This window comes from Amorphus sp. 3PC139-8 (genome assembly GCF_040750475.1).
Taxonomy (GTDB): Bacteria; Pseudomonadota; Alphaproteobacteria; order Rhizobiales; family Amorphaceae; genus Amorphus.
The window spans coordinates 1-14,882 of record NZ_JABJVY010000018.1; the positions used below are offsets into that span (position 1 = coordinate 1).

The following is a 14,882-nucleotide window of genomic DNA, read 5'->3' on the forward strand; positions in this document are numbered from 1 at the left end:
CTTCCTCGCAAAGCCGGACGGAAAACCGGTGCCCACTTTTCCTGGCTTTGCCGGTTCCTTCCTCGCAAAGCCGGGCGAAAAACCGGTGCCCACTTTTCCTGGCTTTGCCGGTTCCTTCCTCGCAAAGCCGGGCGGAAAACCGGTGCCCACTTTTCCTGGCTTTGCTCTATTGGTTCGGACAGTAGAGCTGTACGCCGATGGTGTAGCAGCCCGCTGGCTCGGCCGGTTGTCCCTGATCGCCGCTCGCCGCATCGGGCAAGCGCGGACCGTCGATACTTTCGTCGGGCGGCGGACCGGCATTGCGCCAGGCCCAATCGTTCAGCGCACCCGCCGCAATCGATCCGGCCGCGGCGCCCGCGACCCCGGCAGCCGCCCAATCGCCAACGTCATGCCGCCACCGCGGCGAGTTCCAGTCGGGCCGATGCGGGTCGGACCATCCCGGAGGATTGTTCCAACCGGGACCGCCATTGCCGCGCTGATAGGGATCGGCCAGAGCAGGCGCGGTCGCAACCAGCATCGCCAACGCAGACAGCGCAAGACGCGGCAGTGCAGCTGGACGGGTCGCCTTGGCCCGCACGCGATCCTCAAACAAATCTTGCGACATCCAATCAATTCCCGTGCGCTGCCGATCCGCTGCGCGCATACGCGCTCCATGACAGCACCCGATCTGGCTGACGTGAGGCTTGCGCTGGCTTTGCTTTTCTCTCCGCAAAGCCGGTTTTCGATTTCCGCGATGCGACCGCCCGCCGGGCGAGAACCTTACCCCATGGAATTCGGCAGCCAGAGCGACAGCTGCGGAAATCCGAGCAACAGCGCCATGATCACGAGTTCGCACGCCAGGAACCAGCCGATCCCTTTGAAGATCGTGTGCAGCGGGATCTTGTCGCCAACGACGTTCTTGACAACGTAAGCGTTAAAGCCGACAGGCGGGGTCAGCAGTCCGATCTCGATATATTTGACCACGATAACGCCAAGCCAGATCTGATCCAGATCGAGCGCCTCGAACATCGGCTGAACGATCGGCAAGGTCAGAAGAAGAACGCCGAGCGGATCGAGAAACATCCCGAGCACGACATAGATGAGCGAAATCCCGATCAGCAGGAGCACCGGGTCGAGCGCCCAGTCGCCCATCATGCCCGCCATCATGTCCGGCAAGCCCACCAGGGCGAGGAAGCGCGTGTACATTACCGCGCCATAGGCCACGAAGAAGAGCTGCGCGGTGGTCTTGATCGTCTCCATGACGCTGGCGCGGATCACGTCGGGGGTGAGCCGGCGTTGGGTGGCGGCAATCACCACGGAGAGAAACGCGCCGGCCGCACCCGCCTCGGTCGGCGTGAAAATGCCGCCATAGAGCCCGCCGATAATGCCGAAGATAAGCACCAGAAGCGGCCAGACCGGTAACAGCGACTGCCAGCGCGCCTGCCAGAGCTCGCGCTTGGCAATCTCGCTATGATTCGGCGGCGCGATTTTCGGGTCGAGCACGCAGCGTCCGATGATCATCACCGCGTAGACGAACGCCGTCAGGATCCCCGGAATGACGCCCGCGATGAGCAGCTTGGTGATGGAGACCTCGGCAAATACGCCATAGATCACGAACATGATCGAAGGCGGGATGAGCGCGCCCAGCGTACCGGCCGATGCCACCACGCCGGCTGCGAGCGATGGGGTGTAGCCCGCATTCAGCATCGCCGGGATCGCGAGCCGGCCCATGGTCGCGGCGGTCGCGACCGACGACCCCGACGCCGCCGCAAAGCCTGCGGAAGCGAAATTGGTGGCGACCGCCAAGCCCCCGGGAAGCCCCGACAACCACAGCCGGGCGGCACGGAAAAGCGCCTCGGAGATACCGGAGGCGTGCGCGATTGTGCCCATCAGGATGAACATCGGGATCGCCGACAGGCCCCAGTTGGCGGCCACCTCGAACGGGGTTTGCGCCATCATGGCGAGCGCCACCCGCTCGTTGCGCAGGAGGGTGAAGCCAATAAAGGACACCACGCCGAGCGCAACGCCAATCGGCATGCGCACCGCGATCAAAAGCAGCACGAGACCCAGGCTGCCGAAACCGAGAAGCTCGGGACTCACAGATTTTCCTCAGTGTCAGGGATGTGGGTGCGCTCGGCCTCGCGCACTTCCGCATGTCCGGTGAAGCCGTCGCGAAGATCGCGGACCATGTAGTAGGTGACGTAGATCAGCATCAGACCGAAGCCGACGAACACCAGCCAGCGACCCGGCCAGACCTCGACGAAGCCGAAGCCCGCCTCCTTGGCGTCGCGGATGCGGGTCTTATCGACGGCCACCTCGAACGCCTTCCAGGTGAAGACGGCGATGTAGACGGTCGTGACGATGGCGACGAACCCGTCGAGGATGGCGCGCGGGTTCGGTTCCATCCATCCGGTGAACAGCTCGACGAAGATGTGCCCGCGCTCTCGGGCGATCAGCGCCAGCGGGAGAAAGGCAAGCGCGGCCATATTGTAGTTCGCGACGATTTCCAGCGTTCCTGTCAGGGGAGCGTGGAAGAAGGTGCGAGCGATCACGTCGGCCGTGACGTGAAACATCATCAGCACCGTCGCGATCCCGGCGATCCATGCGGCGGCGTCGACCACACGGTCGAAGATACGCTTGATGACGCTCATGCGTCCCTCGATTGCGGCCATCCGGGCGCCTCCTTCCGAAGGAGGGAACCGAACGGCTATGCGGTTTTCGGAGGAGAACTCAGAGCATGTCCCGTCCAAATGGACTCGATTTGAACGGCAAGGACTTGCTCACCCGATTAAGTCCGGAGCCATTTCTCGTCGCTTAGATGTGTCCATCTGAGCCGGAAAGACTCTAGAGCTTGTCGGGATCGACCTTGGAGTAGACCTCGTCCCAAAGCAGCCGGACGTAGGTGTCGTGGTCACGACCGTTCTCGGCAAGAAGCGTCTTCCACTTCTCGTAGGCATCCTTGTAGAAGGCGATCAACTTCTCGGGATTTTCGACCCCGGCGTCCTTGGCCTCCTCAAGCACCCGGCCGATCTGGCGCTTGTCGTGCTCGACCATGATGTCCTGGAAGGCTTCACTGTCAGGCGTGAAGGTAATGCCCCGCGCCTTGGCGTCCGCCACGATCTTGGCTTCCGTGACCTGGTTGCCGTCGATCTCCGCGCTCGCGATGAGCTCGGGCGCGAGCTCGATATGCGCCTTGCGCACCTCCGACGACATGTCGTTCCAGCGATCGCGGTTGACGAACATCAGAAGCGGCGGCCCGCCCATGCCCATCGGACTGTCGACGACACCTTCGACCACATCCATGTAGCCATAGCTTTGCAGCCAAGTGACCGAGCCCAGCACGCAGTCGATGGTGCCGCGCTCCAGCGCCGTGGTCGCATCCGCCGGCGACATGGAGACCGGCGTCGCGCCGGCGATCTCGGAGATGGAAACGCCGCCACCTGACGAACGGATCTTGAGCCCCTTCAGGTCGTCGACCGTTTTGATTGGCTTACGGCACATGAACAGGTAGGGCGTGGCGGAATAGCCGCCGAAGCCGACCGCGTTCAGCTCGTGATACTCTTCCTTGCATTGGTCGCAGCCGAGCAGAACCGCCTCGTTCATCGCGCCGCCCGCGGCGAGCTCGTCGGGACCCAGCAACGAATAGGAGAAGATCGTATTGGTCGCCGCCATCAGCCGCGGCTGGTAGGGCGCGATCGCAATCCCGGCGTCGACGAGTCCGTCGCCGACCGCTTCGGGCGTACCGGGACCGCTGGCGAGCTGTGCCCCGGTGACGAGCCGCCAATCGGCCTCTCCGTCAGTCTTCTCGCGCAAAAGATCGAAATAATGCTTGAGTCCCTGCCAGTTCACCGGATGGTTCTGGCCGAACCAGGAGCTGAACACATAGTTTTCCGCCTGCGCCATGGGCACTCCGGCGAGCGTTGCCGCCATCGCAACGGCACACATCAAACCCGTCGTCCGCATGTGACGATTTCCTCCCCTTTGATTTTTGCCTGCGTTGCCCCCGCCGGCAGGCTTCCGGACACCGTTTGTCACGTCCGGCGACGCGGTCTCCGCCGCGTCTGTCCGGCCGTCCCTCGGCGTCACATCTCTGTAGATTTCGGCATCAGATCAGGAAGATGCCCCAACACGCCTTCTTCCAGCGGAACAAACAGCGAGCGCGCGCAGAAAATCGATTTCCGCGTCGCAGTAACCCGCATCGAGGACAGTCACCAAAACTGTACGCAGCGGGAAATCAGGTGAGAATGCCTCAAACTGCGTGGTGATCTTTTGCGTTTCGCAAAAGCCCCCTTGCGGTTAAGCGCGGGTCTCCAGGCGAGCGAGCAGCAAGGTGGCGGCGAGCCCCGTGAGAGCGCTTGCAAACTGGATCAGAAGCAGCCGCTCAGGCCCGGCCCCGGCGACCATCACCGCACCGGCAAGGGCGGAGAGCGCGGCCCCTCCTCCGACCATGACGGCAGATCCGACCCCGCTGGCCGACGCCGCCAGCTTCGGATCGACGGAGAGAAGACCGGTCATCGCGTTCGGCAGCGTGATGCCATAGCCCGCACCGACCACAGCCATCAGGCCGAAGAAACTGCCGGCGCTGCCCTTGCCCAGAAGAAAGATCGTCAAGGAAACCGCAAGCGCGGACGCCGTGGTGATCGCCCCCGCGAACATCATCCGGCGCACGCCGAAACGGATCGACAGCCGCCCGGCCAGAAAGCTGCCGCTGACATAGCCCACCGACGTCGACCCGAACAGGATTCCGAGAGTGCCGGAATCGAGCCGGAAGATTTCCGCCCCGATGAAGGGCGCAGCCCCGAGATAAGAAAAGAACGTACCGGCCGCCGCGGCCATCGCGATGCAATAACACCAGAACCGGCCGGAGCTGAGAAGCACCGGATAGCTGCGAATCTGATCGCGAAAACTCGTGAACCCGGCCGGCCGGGTTTCCCCGACGTCGAGCCAGACCAGCATAAGGCCGATCAGGCCGAGCGCAAACATCAGCCAGAACACAAAGCGCCAACCGACCGCCTCCGAAATAAGGCCGCCGAAGGTCGGGCTGATCATGGGGAGCACGGCCATGCCCATTGTGATGTAGGCGATCCGCGACGCCGCCTTGTCGGTGCTCATGGTGTCGCGAACGATGGTGCGAGCAAGTGCGATCCCGGAATAGACGATCGCCTGCACCATCCGGAGAACCAGAAACAGCGAGACATCCTGGGCGAGCGCACAGCCGAGACTGGAAAGCGCGTAGGTGCCGAACGCGAACAGCATCACATTGCGTCGGCCGAACCGGTCGGCGGCGGGTCCCAGAACGATCTGGGTCACTGCCACGAAGGCGAGAAACAGGCCGACGGAAAGCTGGATGACGCCGTAGTCGGTGCCGAAATCGGCCGCCATCTCCGGCAAGGCGGGCAGAAACACGTTCATCGACATCGCTGCGATGCCGGCGAGCGCGATCAGGGTTCCGATCGTGGGCGGGGTGGCTCGATCGAGGAAGACCGGCCGCATATCCACCCTTTCTCCGAAGTCCGGGGCGCCCCGGTCGAATCCGCCTAGCCGTGACCCAATTTCATAGCGCATTTTCGCGCGCCCGGGATTGCAGGGCGCGCGAAAACGGCTGATCCAAATCGCAAAAGGCCAGAGCGTTTCCAGGCCAAGTGGACGCCGGTTGGCCGTGCGGAAACGCGTTAAAACAACAAAGTAGAGCCGTTCTGCGATTCCGTGAACGGCTGAACGTGTCAGGTTCGACGCCGCTGAACGCATCGCCCAAGACCGGTTCACCCGGCGCCTTACCCCCAGGGCGGCGGATCGAACGTCTGGCGGATGTGCTCGACGAACGCGATCACCTCCGGCCGCAGCGACTTATGACGCGGAACCAGTGCCTTGTACCAGAGCGGAACGACCGGATAATCGTCCATCACCGTTATGAGGCGCCCATCGCGAAGCGGCTCGCGCGCCAGGAATTCCGGGACGATCGCCAGCCCGAGACCATCCATCGCCGCGTCGACCAGGATCCGGCTGTCGTTGACGGTGTAGCTGGCCCGGATGTCAATCGACATCGGCCCGCTCGCGCCCACGAAGCCCCAGGTGTGACCGACCGACACGAAGGCCAGGCAATCGTGGTTCACGATGTCGGAGGGCACCTGGGGAATGCCGCGCCGCTCCAGATAGTCCGGCGCCGCGACAAGCAGACGCGGATAGGGACAAAGCGGCGTTTCCCGCACCCCGGCGAAACATTGCGGCAGCGCCCCGAGCGAAACGTCGAACCCTTCCTCCAGCGGATTTACCTGACGGTCGATCAGATGCAGCTCGATGCTCATGCTGGGATGCTCGGCGAAAAAGCCGGTCACCGAGCGGCCGACATAGAGCGCACCGATCGTGGTGGTCGCCCGCACCCGCATGGAGCCCCGCAATTCGACGCCGGCTTCGCCCCGGGTCAGGAGCGTATCCTCCAGCTCCGCCACAAGTTCCTGCAACCGCGGCTGCAGGCGTTCTCCGTCGGGGGTCAGCGTAAGCTCGCGGGTGGTGCGTCGGAACAGCTTGGCGCCGATCTCATGCTCCAGTCGCGTCACGCGCTTGGAAATCACCGAGGGCGTGGTGCCGATTTCCCGCGCAGCGCCCGAGAAACCGCCAAGCCGCGCACTCACGAGAAACGCCTTGATATCGATCAGAAGCGGCATGACCGGCCACCTCCAATCGACGGACGCGTCTGGTGGTGGTGCGGAGAGCCGGACCCGCGCATCCACGACGCTGCGTGCCGGTTCCGGTGCGGGTTCGCCGCTGGTTTCAGAACGTCCAACGCCAGACCAACGCGTTGTCTGGGATCTATCCTCTGCATTGCGTTTCTCTCTCCCTTTGCTTTTTCGCTTTTTCAGTCTTGATTTTCTTGGCCGGCGACGACGCGCCAACGGGTGTGATACGGCCAACACGGTGTCGATTGCGCACGGAAACGGCCATTTTACGAACGGCCGGGGCGACGCGACTACGCATCCGCATCGAATTCGGCGGCGCGCCGCATAAGAGGGTTTCCGATTGGACCGCCACGCGCCGGTCCCGAAAGCACCGACAGAAGCGCGCTTGCACAAGGCAACGACCTTGAGTAGATATGTATACATAAATCGCTTGATTTTTTGAATCAAGCAAGGTGGGTGGATAGGTTATCCGCTAAAACATCCTAAAAATCAGCCATTCCTGCCCGTCACGCGACGCGCGCGCTCGGTATTCTTGTATACCTATTGGGCATGAGATTGCCGGGACGGGAGAGGTTTGCCTGATGCCGGTGGGATCAAGCCAATCCACGACCCGAAGTAAGGCTTGAGACCTTGCACTCATAGAAAGGTTGGGAGCGCGTAAGCAAACACAGCACAGCTCCGATCATCGGATCCAATCCGGCCGGGCTGACCGATCATCTGTTTCGCCAGGCGGTCACCTCCGCCGGGATGGGCTGCATGGCGGCGCTGGACGCGGAGCGCTTCTTGATCGAGGCCGAAACGATGGGCCGGAATGCCCGGCGGTCTGAAGCCGGTGCGCTCGGCGCGCAGCGCGAAAATGACGGAAGAGAGTGGAGGTCGAACCCACCCAGGACGGGCTAACAACCCTACCCGGATTTTAAGCCCCACGCGCAGAGAGGACCAGCCGCGCCCACGCCACCACGTCTCCATTCGCTCGCCACAGCAGATAGACAGGCCCTCGATCGGCAGGGTCAAGGCCGCCACGCAGCGGCAGCCGAAGGGCAGCCTTGTGGCTGCCGGCGGGCCTGCCCCAGAGCAGCACCGATTTCTGGACCGTGAAGCGATCAGCGCCGAAGGGCGCAAGCGCCATGCAGCGAAGGCGTGAGCTGCATGGCATCATTCACCACTTCGACGGCTGCCTTGGCTGGCACTGCGGCCGTTGGCCGGACGGTCAGCCGTCCCCCGAACGATCAGGGAACAGCTTCGGCTTCAGAGCGTCGAGCGGTTCGCTTTCGCTCGGATTGCCTCGATCGGCAAGGAGAGTGTTCTCCGGTCACTCGGCTGGATTCGCCTGCGGGTGCGCGACCGAACCCGGTTCGCTCTCCCGGGCGAGCACGACCAGGATTGCAAGGAACAGGGCCTCCCCGACCGCGAAGACGACGAAGGCCGCGGTGAAGGATCCTCCGGACAGGTCGATGGTCAGCCCCATGATCCACGGCGCAAGGAAGCTGGAGAGAATGCCGAAGACCTCGGCATACCCCACCGCGGCTGGCGCCAGTTCCGGAGGATACTTCTCGCTGAGCAGCGCGAAGATCGCGCCGCCGGCAAACACCGCCAGGCCACTCAGACCGGCCAGGACAACCAGCCAGAGAAAACCCATCGGGTAGATGGTCGCTGCGGTGAACGCGAGCGCCGTCAAGAACGCCAGCCCGGCTCCGACCTTAATCATCGTCAGCTTGGCGATCTTGTCGGACAGATAGCCGCCGATGATCAGGAAAATCACCTGCGAGATGCCCATCAACGAGCCGATGACGGCCGCGTTCTCAACCGCCATGCCCTGGACGTTAATGAAGGCAGGCACCACCCAGGTTGCGGTTCCGGCGATGGCGAAGGTACAGGCGGCAATGCCGAAGCCCGAGACCAGGATCCACTTGGATCGGAAGATGGCCGTCAGCGGCAGGCTGGTTTCCCGTGGCTCGTCGTCATCCCAGACGAAGCCAGAATAGCCCAGGCTTGCCGGACCGTTGCGCGCGACGAAGGCATTGACCGAGGCCACCACCAGTGTCCCCCCGGCCAGCACCGCAAAAAAGGTCCGCCATCCCGCCGATATGGCGAGCGGAATGCCCAGGGCGAAGTCTGCTGTGATGGCAAGGCTGTAGGCCGCCAAGATCACGCCGACCATCATCCCTCGACGTCGCTGCGGAAACCATCCAAAGATGAGCTTCATGTTGCCGATGAAAATCGCCGCATCGAAGAAGCCGATGAAGAGCCGCAAACCGATGAGCTGCCAATAGCTCTGGACGAACACCTGCAGCAACATACCGGCACCGGTTCCGGCAAGACCCATTAGAAGCATTTGCCGGGCTGTCATGGTCCGGCTGATCGGGGACCAGATCACCATGCCGATGCCGTAGGTCAGCGCGAAGATCCCCTGCGCCAACCCTGCCTGTCCGGCGCTCAGTTGAAGGTCCTCGGAGATGAAAGGAATGACGGCCGCAAGCGCATACCAGTCGGCGGCCAGGAACATCTCGCAGACGATGGCAAGCGCCAGCATCCCGATCTGCCATTGCTTGACGCGGGACCGGTCGCCCGGCGCAAGCCGTTCGTAGGTCGGAGCCATACTCATCGAACACCCCTCTTTATTGATGAGTTTGGTTGGTCGGTCGAAAGATGTGGCCGCAGTCTCTTTACGGGCCGTCGGCCCTCCACCTCAGTCTTGGGTCGGCGGCGGCAGGAAGTCGACCTCATGTTCCGCGGCGATCCGCACGACTTCGGCCGGATCCGGAACGTTGTGGATCCGCTCGAATAGCTGGCGCAGTTCGCGCGCCGGCGAGACCCAGAAGAAGCAAGTCACATCCGAGGAGGAGTTGTTGAAGATGCCGTGTCCGAGGCCACGCGGCATGCGTATCAGGTCGCCGGGGCCAGCCTTCATGTCCTGGCCATCGAGCCAGATATCGAAGGTCCCCTCGAACATGTAGATGAACTCGTCCTGGGTCGGATGGATGTGCGGTGGCACGAACGTCCCGGACGGGAAGGTGGCGTGCCAGGCCATCGAACTCTCGTCGACTTCCTTCAGCACATAGGTCTGGCCGAGAATGTTCCAAACCGCGCCGTCATAGGCCTCCGGTGCCCGGGTAATACCGGCGGGTTGCGCCATGAAGTTGCTCCTTCGGTGATATCAGTCGGTGAGAAAATCGAGGACGACGACGCCGGCGGCCGGGGTTTCCTCGAAGACGAGGTGGCCGGTTTCCGATACGAGCTCACGGCGCGCGGTCTCGGGCAGAAGCTTCATCCACGTTTCGCTCTGCGCGGTGGGACGCAACCGGTCGTTCGCCCCCCACAGCAGCAGGGTCGGCATCGTCAGCCGATGCACCCAGCGGGCGAGTTTCGGATTTCCCTGGGGGTTTGCAGCCACCAGCACCCCGAGTGCCTGCATTTCGCGACCGAGCTGCGCCTCGAATGCGGGATCGGGTTCGGCGGGGAAATAGCTGACAGGCACAGCAGGATCGTGCGCCAGATAGGCGGGCAGTTCCTGCGGCGGAATGGTGAAGATATCCGGCGCCGGCGTCTCTTCGTCCACCAGACCCGCAGGGGCAACGAGCACCAACCGTTCCACCCGGGTCGGTTGCCGGATCGCGAACTCGGCCGCGATCCATGCCCCCACCGAAAAGCCGGCCAGCTCGAATCGGTCGAGTCCCAGCTGATCGAACAGGTCCATATAATGGAGGACGTGGTCCTCCACGCAATCGATGCCGGGATCGGTGTCGCTCTGGCCGAAGCCCGGATGGAACGGGATGATGACGCGGCGCTTTTCGGCCCACAGCCGCGCCATATCGAAACCGGTGAATGTCCCGGTTCCGTGCAGGAAGACGAGATCCGGCCCCTCTCCGATGGAGAGCACGACCGTGTTCACGCCATTGACCACGTGCTCCGATCGCTCGAAGCCGTCGAGGCTCGCTTTAGTCACGATATTTCTCCGAAATTTGCGGGTTCCCGCACTCCCGATTGCGCGGCTGCGGACCGCCGATGGACCAGACTGACGAACTGTTCGGCGGCATTGGCCAGGCGCGCTTCGAGCATCGACCCGACAGGTCGGCCTTCCACGAATTCTTCGGCGCTGGCGTAGATGGCCGTCGACACGGTCGCAGCCTCGAAGAAGCCGAACAGGGGCCGCAGCTGATGTTCGACGACGAGCGAATGCCGCATGCCGCCTCCGACTGCCGTTAAAAGCACCGGTGTGTTACGCAAGGCCGACGGATGAACGAGGTCGAAGACGTGCTTGAACAGGCCCGGATAGGAGCCCTGAAAGACCGGGCACCCGATGACCAGGCCGTCCGCGCCTTCCAAATCTTCCAGAACGGCACGCGCGGGATCGTCGAGATCGTCCCGCCGATACGCCCCCAGTCCTGGACCGGCATCCACGAGATCGACAAGCTCCACGGAGAGGCCGTATCGATTCTCAAGGGTCTCTCCGACCGCCGCCACCAAGGCCCGTGGTTTTGCAGGCCGCCAGCTCGAACCGCAGAAACCGATGATCTTGCCGGTATGCATGGGCCGGTCTTTCAGCCGGCCACCCCGAAGACCGTCCAACTCGCCCCTTCGCCCGGGAGACCAAGCATCGCGCGGCCGCACTCCTCCACGATCTGATCCGCCATGAGGATGTGCTGTGTGCCAGCGTGGATGTCCCGGTAGACCCGCTGCATGGGCGTGTTGTGGAGGGACGCGCCGCGTGCGTGCCGATGCGCAAAGGTCGACACCTCTGAGATGACATCGTGGATGTGGCGAAGCGAGAGTTTCACCATCGTCATCTGCTCCAGAGACGGCTTCTGTCCCGCGGCACAGGCGTCCGACACGCTTTCCCAGGTCTCGTAGGCCATGGCGCGGGCGGCCCGGTACTTCGCTTCGGCCTGAGCGAACTGAAACTTGAAGCTCGCACTGTCCTTCGAGAGGCCGAACGGATCGCGGCGTTCGACGATTACCTTGACCAGTTCGTCCAGCACCCGTCGTCCGACGCCGACTGCCCAGCCGGTGTGCGCCCATGCGCTGTAACCGGCGAGGCCTAGGGCGCCCTGCGGGCCTCCGCGGCGCGGAGCTCCAATGTTGAAGTCGTAGAGCATGTGATCGGGAACAAAGAGCTCGTCGGCGCCCATGAGCGTGTAGTCAAAGCTGCCGGTGGCACGCAGACCGAGCACATCCCAGTTGCCCAGAAGTTCGATCGTCTCACGTGGGTGATGACAGATGATGATCTTCGGCTGGCCGCTCTCCAGCATGATCATCTCGCCGTCATCGTCTACGACGAAGCAGCCGGTGTGGATCCACTCCGCATGCTGGACAGCACTAGCGTAGGCCCATTTGCCGCGGATCATATAGCCGCCGTCGACGCGGCGCGCGAACCCGCGGGGAACGCCGTTGCCAGCAATGGTGATGTCCGGCCGCTCGCGGAAGACCTCGTTGATCCCCTCGTCTTCGATATAGAGAGCCATACTCGTGCCCTCCATGTTGTTGACGATGGTGCACCAGCCGGTGGAGCCGTGCACATAGGCGATCCGCTCGGCAATCCTCATAGCCTCGACCGGCAGGAGCTCGGCGCCTCCGACCTCCTTCGGAAAGATCATCGTATAGATGCCAGCCTTGCGCAGCGCCTCGACCACGTCATCGGTAAGGTAGCCCTGCTTTTCGGCCTCAGCAGCACGCTCCTCGATCAGGGGTAGGATGTTGTCGAGACGGCGATGAAGCTCTTCTTCCGTGGGTGAAGTTTGCTTGGTTTCTTCTGCGAGGCTCACGTTCTTCTTCTCCTCTGGATTTTGTCATTTGACCGCGAGCTTGAAACCAGATGATGCCCCCCTCAAGCCCCCCAGACGGGGGGTGAATGACTTCGAAAACGCACACCGTGCTCACCAAATGGGCTTGACCAAACGGCATGCCGTCGGAAATGCTGCAATCGTCGTTGGGAGTGTCCCCGAGATTTCGATCCCAATTCCTTTTGGGGGAGCCGAATGGCGCGCCTTGAGGAGATTTCTCCGTCGGCAACGGCGGACAGTGTTTTCCAGATCGCCGAGAGCACCAGCTTTCCTGCGCTCGGGCACGCCTATCTCTGCGGCCTCCAGCGGATGACTGGGTGTCCGATCGTCGGGCTCTACCGATTGCAGGACGAACGGCCGGAACTGCTCTTCGTCAACGGCGTCCCGGATGGCTTCACCGCCGAATACAGTGAGGGCCTCGGTCGCGCCGACCCTTTACTCGATGCGATCATGACCCGGCGGCAGGCGGTGGACGGGCTGTCACTTCTCGGCGCACGTCACTGGCAGAAGAGCAAGGTCTATGACCTGCTTCGCCGGTGGGGACTGCACCACAACATGTGTGCCCCGCTCACGGTCGAAGGTCATATTTACGGCTGTGTCTACACCGCTACACGATGCGAGGATGCCCCTTATTCCGCCGATTCCCGTGAGTGGATGGAGATTTTGGCCCGAGCTGCTTCGATCGCGATGGAGGCGATGGCGGAAAAGGGTCGTCTTCAGGGCATCGTGGCGGACGCCGCACCGGTCTTTGGTTCCGAAACCGCGCTCGAAAATCTGCGCCGCTGGCTTCCGCCGCGCGCTGCGGAGGTGGCCCATAGGGTCTGTGGTGGCCAGTCCAACAAGATGATCGCTCAGGAAATGGGCATTTCGGATCACACTGTGAAAGAGCACGTGGGCAATCTGTGCCGCCGTCTGAACGTCCGAAATCGAACCGAGCTGGCCGCGTATCTGACCCGGAACCCGATGCACTGACGTCGGCCGACCTGCGCCGGGGCCTTCCGCACGATCTCCCACGCCTCAGTTGGACAGGTACTTCGGAAGCCAGCGCGTGACGGCTGGGAACACCATCAGCGCGACCAGCGCCGGGATCTGCAGGACCACAAATGGGATCTCGCGGTTCCGCAACGAGATGCTCGATTTTAAGTCCGGTCGCCCTACACGGAGCGAGCAAATCTCTTCCCCAATCGTGCCGGCAGAGGCGTCTTGCGGGGCCGCTGCCAGATAGGTTTCCGATCGATGCGGAACGATCCGGCGCGAACTCGGCCACGCGCTGCTGACGTGCCATCACCTTCAGAACGCGGCGCACATCAAGTTCGTGCGCGCCCACCGTGGCAGCGCATTCCCGACCTTGCGGCGGAGGAAACCGGTTCTCGCCGGATAGAAGCGACAGGATCTGCTGCCAGAGCCGATGATCCTACTTGTCGAGTGCCAGCCGATGACCGGGCAATCAAATCGCCCCGCCCTCCGACACCAGCCGCCATGGCTCCCCTCAGCTCATGCAGCGTTCGATCCGGTCGAGGGTTTCCATGGTCGGGAGCGCCTGGACGACCGAGCTGTTGGGCTCCCGCCCCTCCTTGATCGCGGCGATGAATTCGCGGTCGACGAGTTCGACGCCATCGGACGACACCGCAACGCCGCTCAAGTCGATCGGCTTGTCGTAGCCATCGAAGAGGTCGTCATAGCGGGCAAGATAGGTGCCGTTGTCGCAGATATAGCGGAAATAGGTGCCGAACGGCCCGTCGTTGTTGAAGCTGAGCGACAAGGTGCAGATCGCGCCGTTTTGGGCTTTCATGCCGATGCTCATGTCCATGGCGATGCCGAGCTCGGGATGTTTCGGCCCCTGCAGGCCAAAGGCCTCGGCGGCGGCACCGCCGGTCTGATACTGGAACAGGTCGACCGTGTGGCAGGCATGGTGCCACAGAAGATGGTCGGTCCAGGTGCGCGGCTCGCCCTTGGCGTTCAGGTTAGAGCGGCGGAAAAAATAAGTCTGCACGTCGAGCTGCTGCAAGGTCAATTCGCCCGCCTCGATCTTCTTGTGCATCCATTGGTGGGACGGGTTGAAGCGCCGCACATGGTCGACCATCGCGACCAGATCGGTCTCCTTCTGCACGTCCACGACCCGGCGCGCATCCGCCAGGGAATCGGCAATCGGGATCTCGCACAGCACGTGCTTGCCCGCCTTCAGGCAAGCGATCGTCTGCTCGGCGTGGACCTGGGTCGGGGTGGCAAGGATGACCGCATCGACATCGTCGCGCGCCAGGCTCTCGGCCAAATCCTTCGTCGCATGGCCGACGCCGCGATCGCGCGCCACCTTGTCGATATCGTCCGGAGCACCGCCGACGACCGAGGTAACTTCGACGCCATCGATGCGGGCGAGCGCGTCCAGATGCTTGCTGCCGAATGCGCCGGCTGCACCGGCCACACAGATCCTCATCGCCTATCCTCC

Annotated in this window: 13 protein-coding genes; 1 reads left to right on the forward strand and 12 read right to left on the reverse strand. The window is 62.9% G+C overall.

The window, feature by feature from the left end:
• Positions 1-166: 166 nt before the first annotated feature.
• From HNS03_RS16350 to HNS03_RS16400, 11 genes are all read right to left on the reverse strand, one after another.
• Positions 167-604 (reverse strand): hypothetical protein, encoded by a 438-nt coding sequence (locus HNS03_RS16350; protein ID WP_367196782.1) that lies wholly within the window; start codon positions 602-604, stop codon positions 167-169.
• A gap of 155 nt (positions 605-759) precedes the next feature.
• Entirely contained in the window at positions 760-2,079 is a 1,320-nt protein-coding gene (locus HNS03_RS16355) for a TRAP transporter large permease (protein WP_367196783.1), read from the reverse strand.
• Entirely contained in the window at positions 2,076-2,651 is a 576-nt protein-coding gene (locus HNS03_RS16360; protein WP_367196785.1) for a TRAP transporter small permease, read from the reverse strand. The genes HNS03_RS16355 and HNS03_RS16360 overlap by 4 nt, the downstream gene beginning before the upstream one ends.
• 172 nt (positions 2,652-2,823) lie before the next feature.
• Complete coding sequence (gene dctP / locus HNS03_RS16365) at positions 2,824-3,942, reverse strand: TRAP transporter substrate-binding protein DctP (protein WP_367196786.1); 1,119 nt, start codon at positions 3,940-3,942, stop codon at positions 2,824-2,826.
• 333 nt (positions 3,943-4,275) lie between these two features.
• Complete coding sequence (locus HNS03_RS16370) at positions 4,276-5,472, reverse strand: multidrug effflux MFS transporter (RefSeq protein ID WP_367196787.1); 1,197 nt, start codon at positions 5,470-5,472, stop codon at positions 4,276-4,278.
• A gap of 281 nt (positions 5,473-5,753) precedes the next feature.
• Positions 5,754-6,644, reverse strand: a complete 891-nt coding sequence (locus HNS03_RS16375; protein WP_367196789.1) for a LysR family transcriptional regulator — start codon at positions 6,642-6,644, stop codon at positions 5,754-5,756.
• Between the two features lie 1,324 nt (positions 6,645-7,968).
• Positions 7,969-9,261, reverse strand: a complete 1,293-nt coding sequence (locus HNS03_RS16380) for a nitrate/nitrite transporter (RefSeq protein WP_367196791.1) — start codon at positions 9,259-9,261, stop codon at positions 7,969-7,971.
• Positions 9,262-9,345: 84 nt separating this feature from the next.
• Positions 9,346-9,792: a cupin domain-containing protein gene (locus tag HNS03_RS16385; protein ID WP_367196792.1), complete on the reverse strand. Its 447-nt coding sequence runs from the start codon at positions 9,790-9,792 to the stop codon at positions 9,346-9,348.
• A 21-nt stretch (positions 9,793-9,813) separates the two neighbouring features.
• Positions 9,814-10,602 (reverse strand): alpha/beta fold hydrolase, encoded by a 789-nt coding sequence (locus HNS03_RS16390; protein WP_367196794.1) that lies wholly within the window; start codon positions 10,600-10,602, stop codon positions 9,814-9,816.
• Positions 10,599-11,186 carry an NAD(P)H-dependent oxidoreductase gene (locus HNS03_RS16395; protein ID WP_367196796.1) on the reverse strand — a complete coding sequence of 196 codons (588 nt, stop codon included), beginning with the start codon at positions 11,184-11,186 and terminating at the stop codon, positions 10,599-10,601. Before HNS03_RS16395 ends, HNS03_RS16390 begins: the two co-directional genes overlap by 4 nt.
• Positions 11,187-11,197: 11 nt before the next feature.
• On the reverse strand, positions 11,198-12,418 hold the full coding sequence (locus HNS03_RS16400; protein ID WP_367196797.1) for an acyl-CoA dehydrogenase family protein: 1,221 nt from the start codon (positions 12,416-12,418) through the stop codon (positions 11,198-11,200).
• Between the two features lie 213 nt (positions 12,419-12,631).
• On the opposite strand from HNS03_RS16400, the gene HNS03_RS16405 reads away from it, so the two are divergent.
• The gene (locus HNS03_RS16405) at positions 12,632-13,408 is read left to right on the forward strand and encodes a LuxR C-terminal-related transcriptional regulator (protein WP_367196799.1); all 777 of its coding nucleotides are present in this window, start codon (positions 12,632-12,634) and stop codon (positions 13,406-13,408) included.
• A gap of 517 nt (positions 13,409-13,925) precedes the next feature.
• On the opposite strand, the gene HNS03_RS16410 is transcribed toward HNS03_RS16405, so the two are convergent.
• The gene (locus tag HNS03_RS16410) at positions 13,926-14,870 is read right to left on the reverse strand and encodes a Gfo/Idh/MocA family oxidoreductase (RefSeq protein ID WP_367196801.1); all 945 of its coding nucleotides are present in this window, start codon (positions 14,868-14,870) and stop codon (positions 13,926-13,928) included.
• Positions 14,871-14,882 lie beyond the last annotated feature (12 nt).

Bases quoted from the DNA above. Each gene is read 5' to 3' on its own strand.
- HNS03_RS16380 (WP_367196791.1), bottom strand. From the start codon at position 9,261: ATGAGTATGGCTCCGACCTACGAACGGCTTGCGCCGGGCGACCGGTCC.
- HNS03_RS16375 (WP_367196789.1), bottom strand. From the start codon at position 6,644: ATGCCGCTTCTGATCGATATCAAGGCGTTTCTCGTGAGTGCGCGGCTT.
- HNS03_RS16350 (WP_367196782.1), bottom strand. From the start codon at position 604: ATGTCGCAAGATTTGTTTGAGGATCGCGTGCGGGCCAAGGCGACCCGT.
- HNS03_RS16370 (WP_367196787.1), bottom strand. From the start codon at position 5,472: ATGCGGCCGGTCTTCCTCGATCGAGCCACCCCGCCCACGATCGGAACC.
- HNS03_RS16405 (WP_367196799.1), top strand. From the start codon at position 12,632: ATGGCGCGCCTTGAGGAGATTTCTCCGTCGGCAACGGCGGACAGTGTT.
- HNS03_RS16410 (WP_367196801.1), bottom strand. From the start codon at position 14,870: ATGAGGATCTGTGTGGCCGGTGCAGCCGGCGCATTCGGCAGCAAGCAT.
- HNS03_RS16385 (WP_367196792.1), bottom strand. From the start codon at position 9,792: ATGGCGCAACCCGCCGGTATTACCCGGGCACCGGAGGCCTATGACGGC.
- HNS03_RS16360 (WP_367196785.1), bottom strand. From the start codon at position 2,651: ATGGCCGCAATCGAGGGACGCATGAGCGTCATCAAGCGTATCTTCGAC.
- HNS03_RS16395 (WP_367196796.1), bottom strand. From the start codon at position 11,186: ATGCATACCGGCAAGATCATCGGTTTCTGCGGTTCGAGCTGGCGGCCT.
- dctP (WP_367196786.1), bottom strand. From the start codon at position 3,942: ATGCGGACGACGGGTTTGATGTGTGCCGTTGCGATGGCGGCAACGCTC.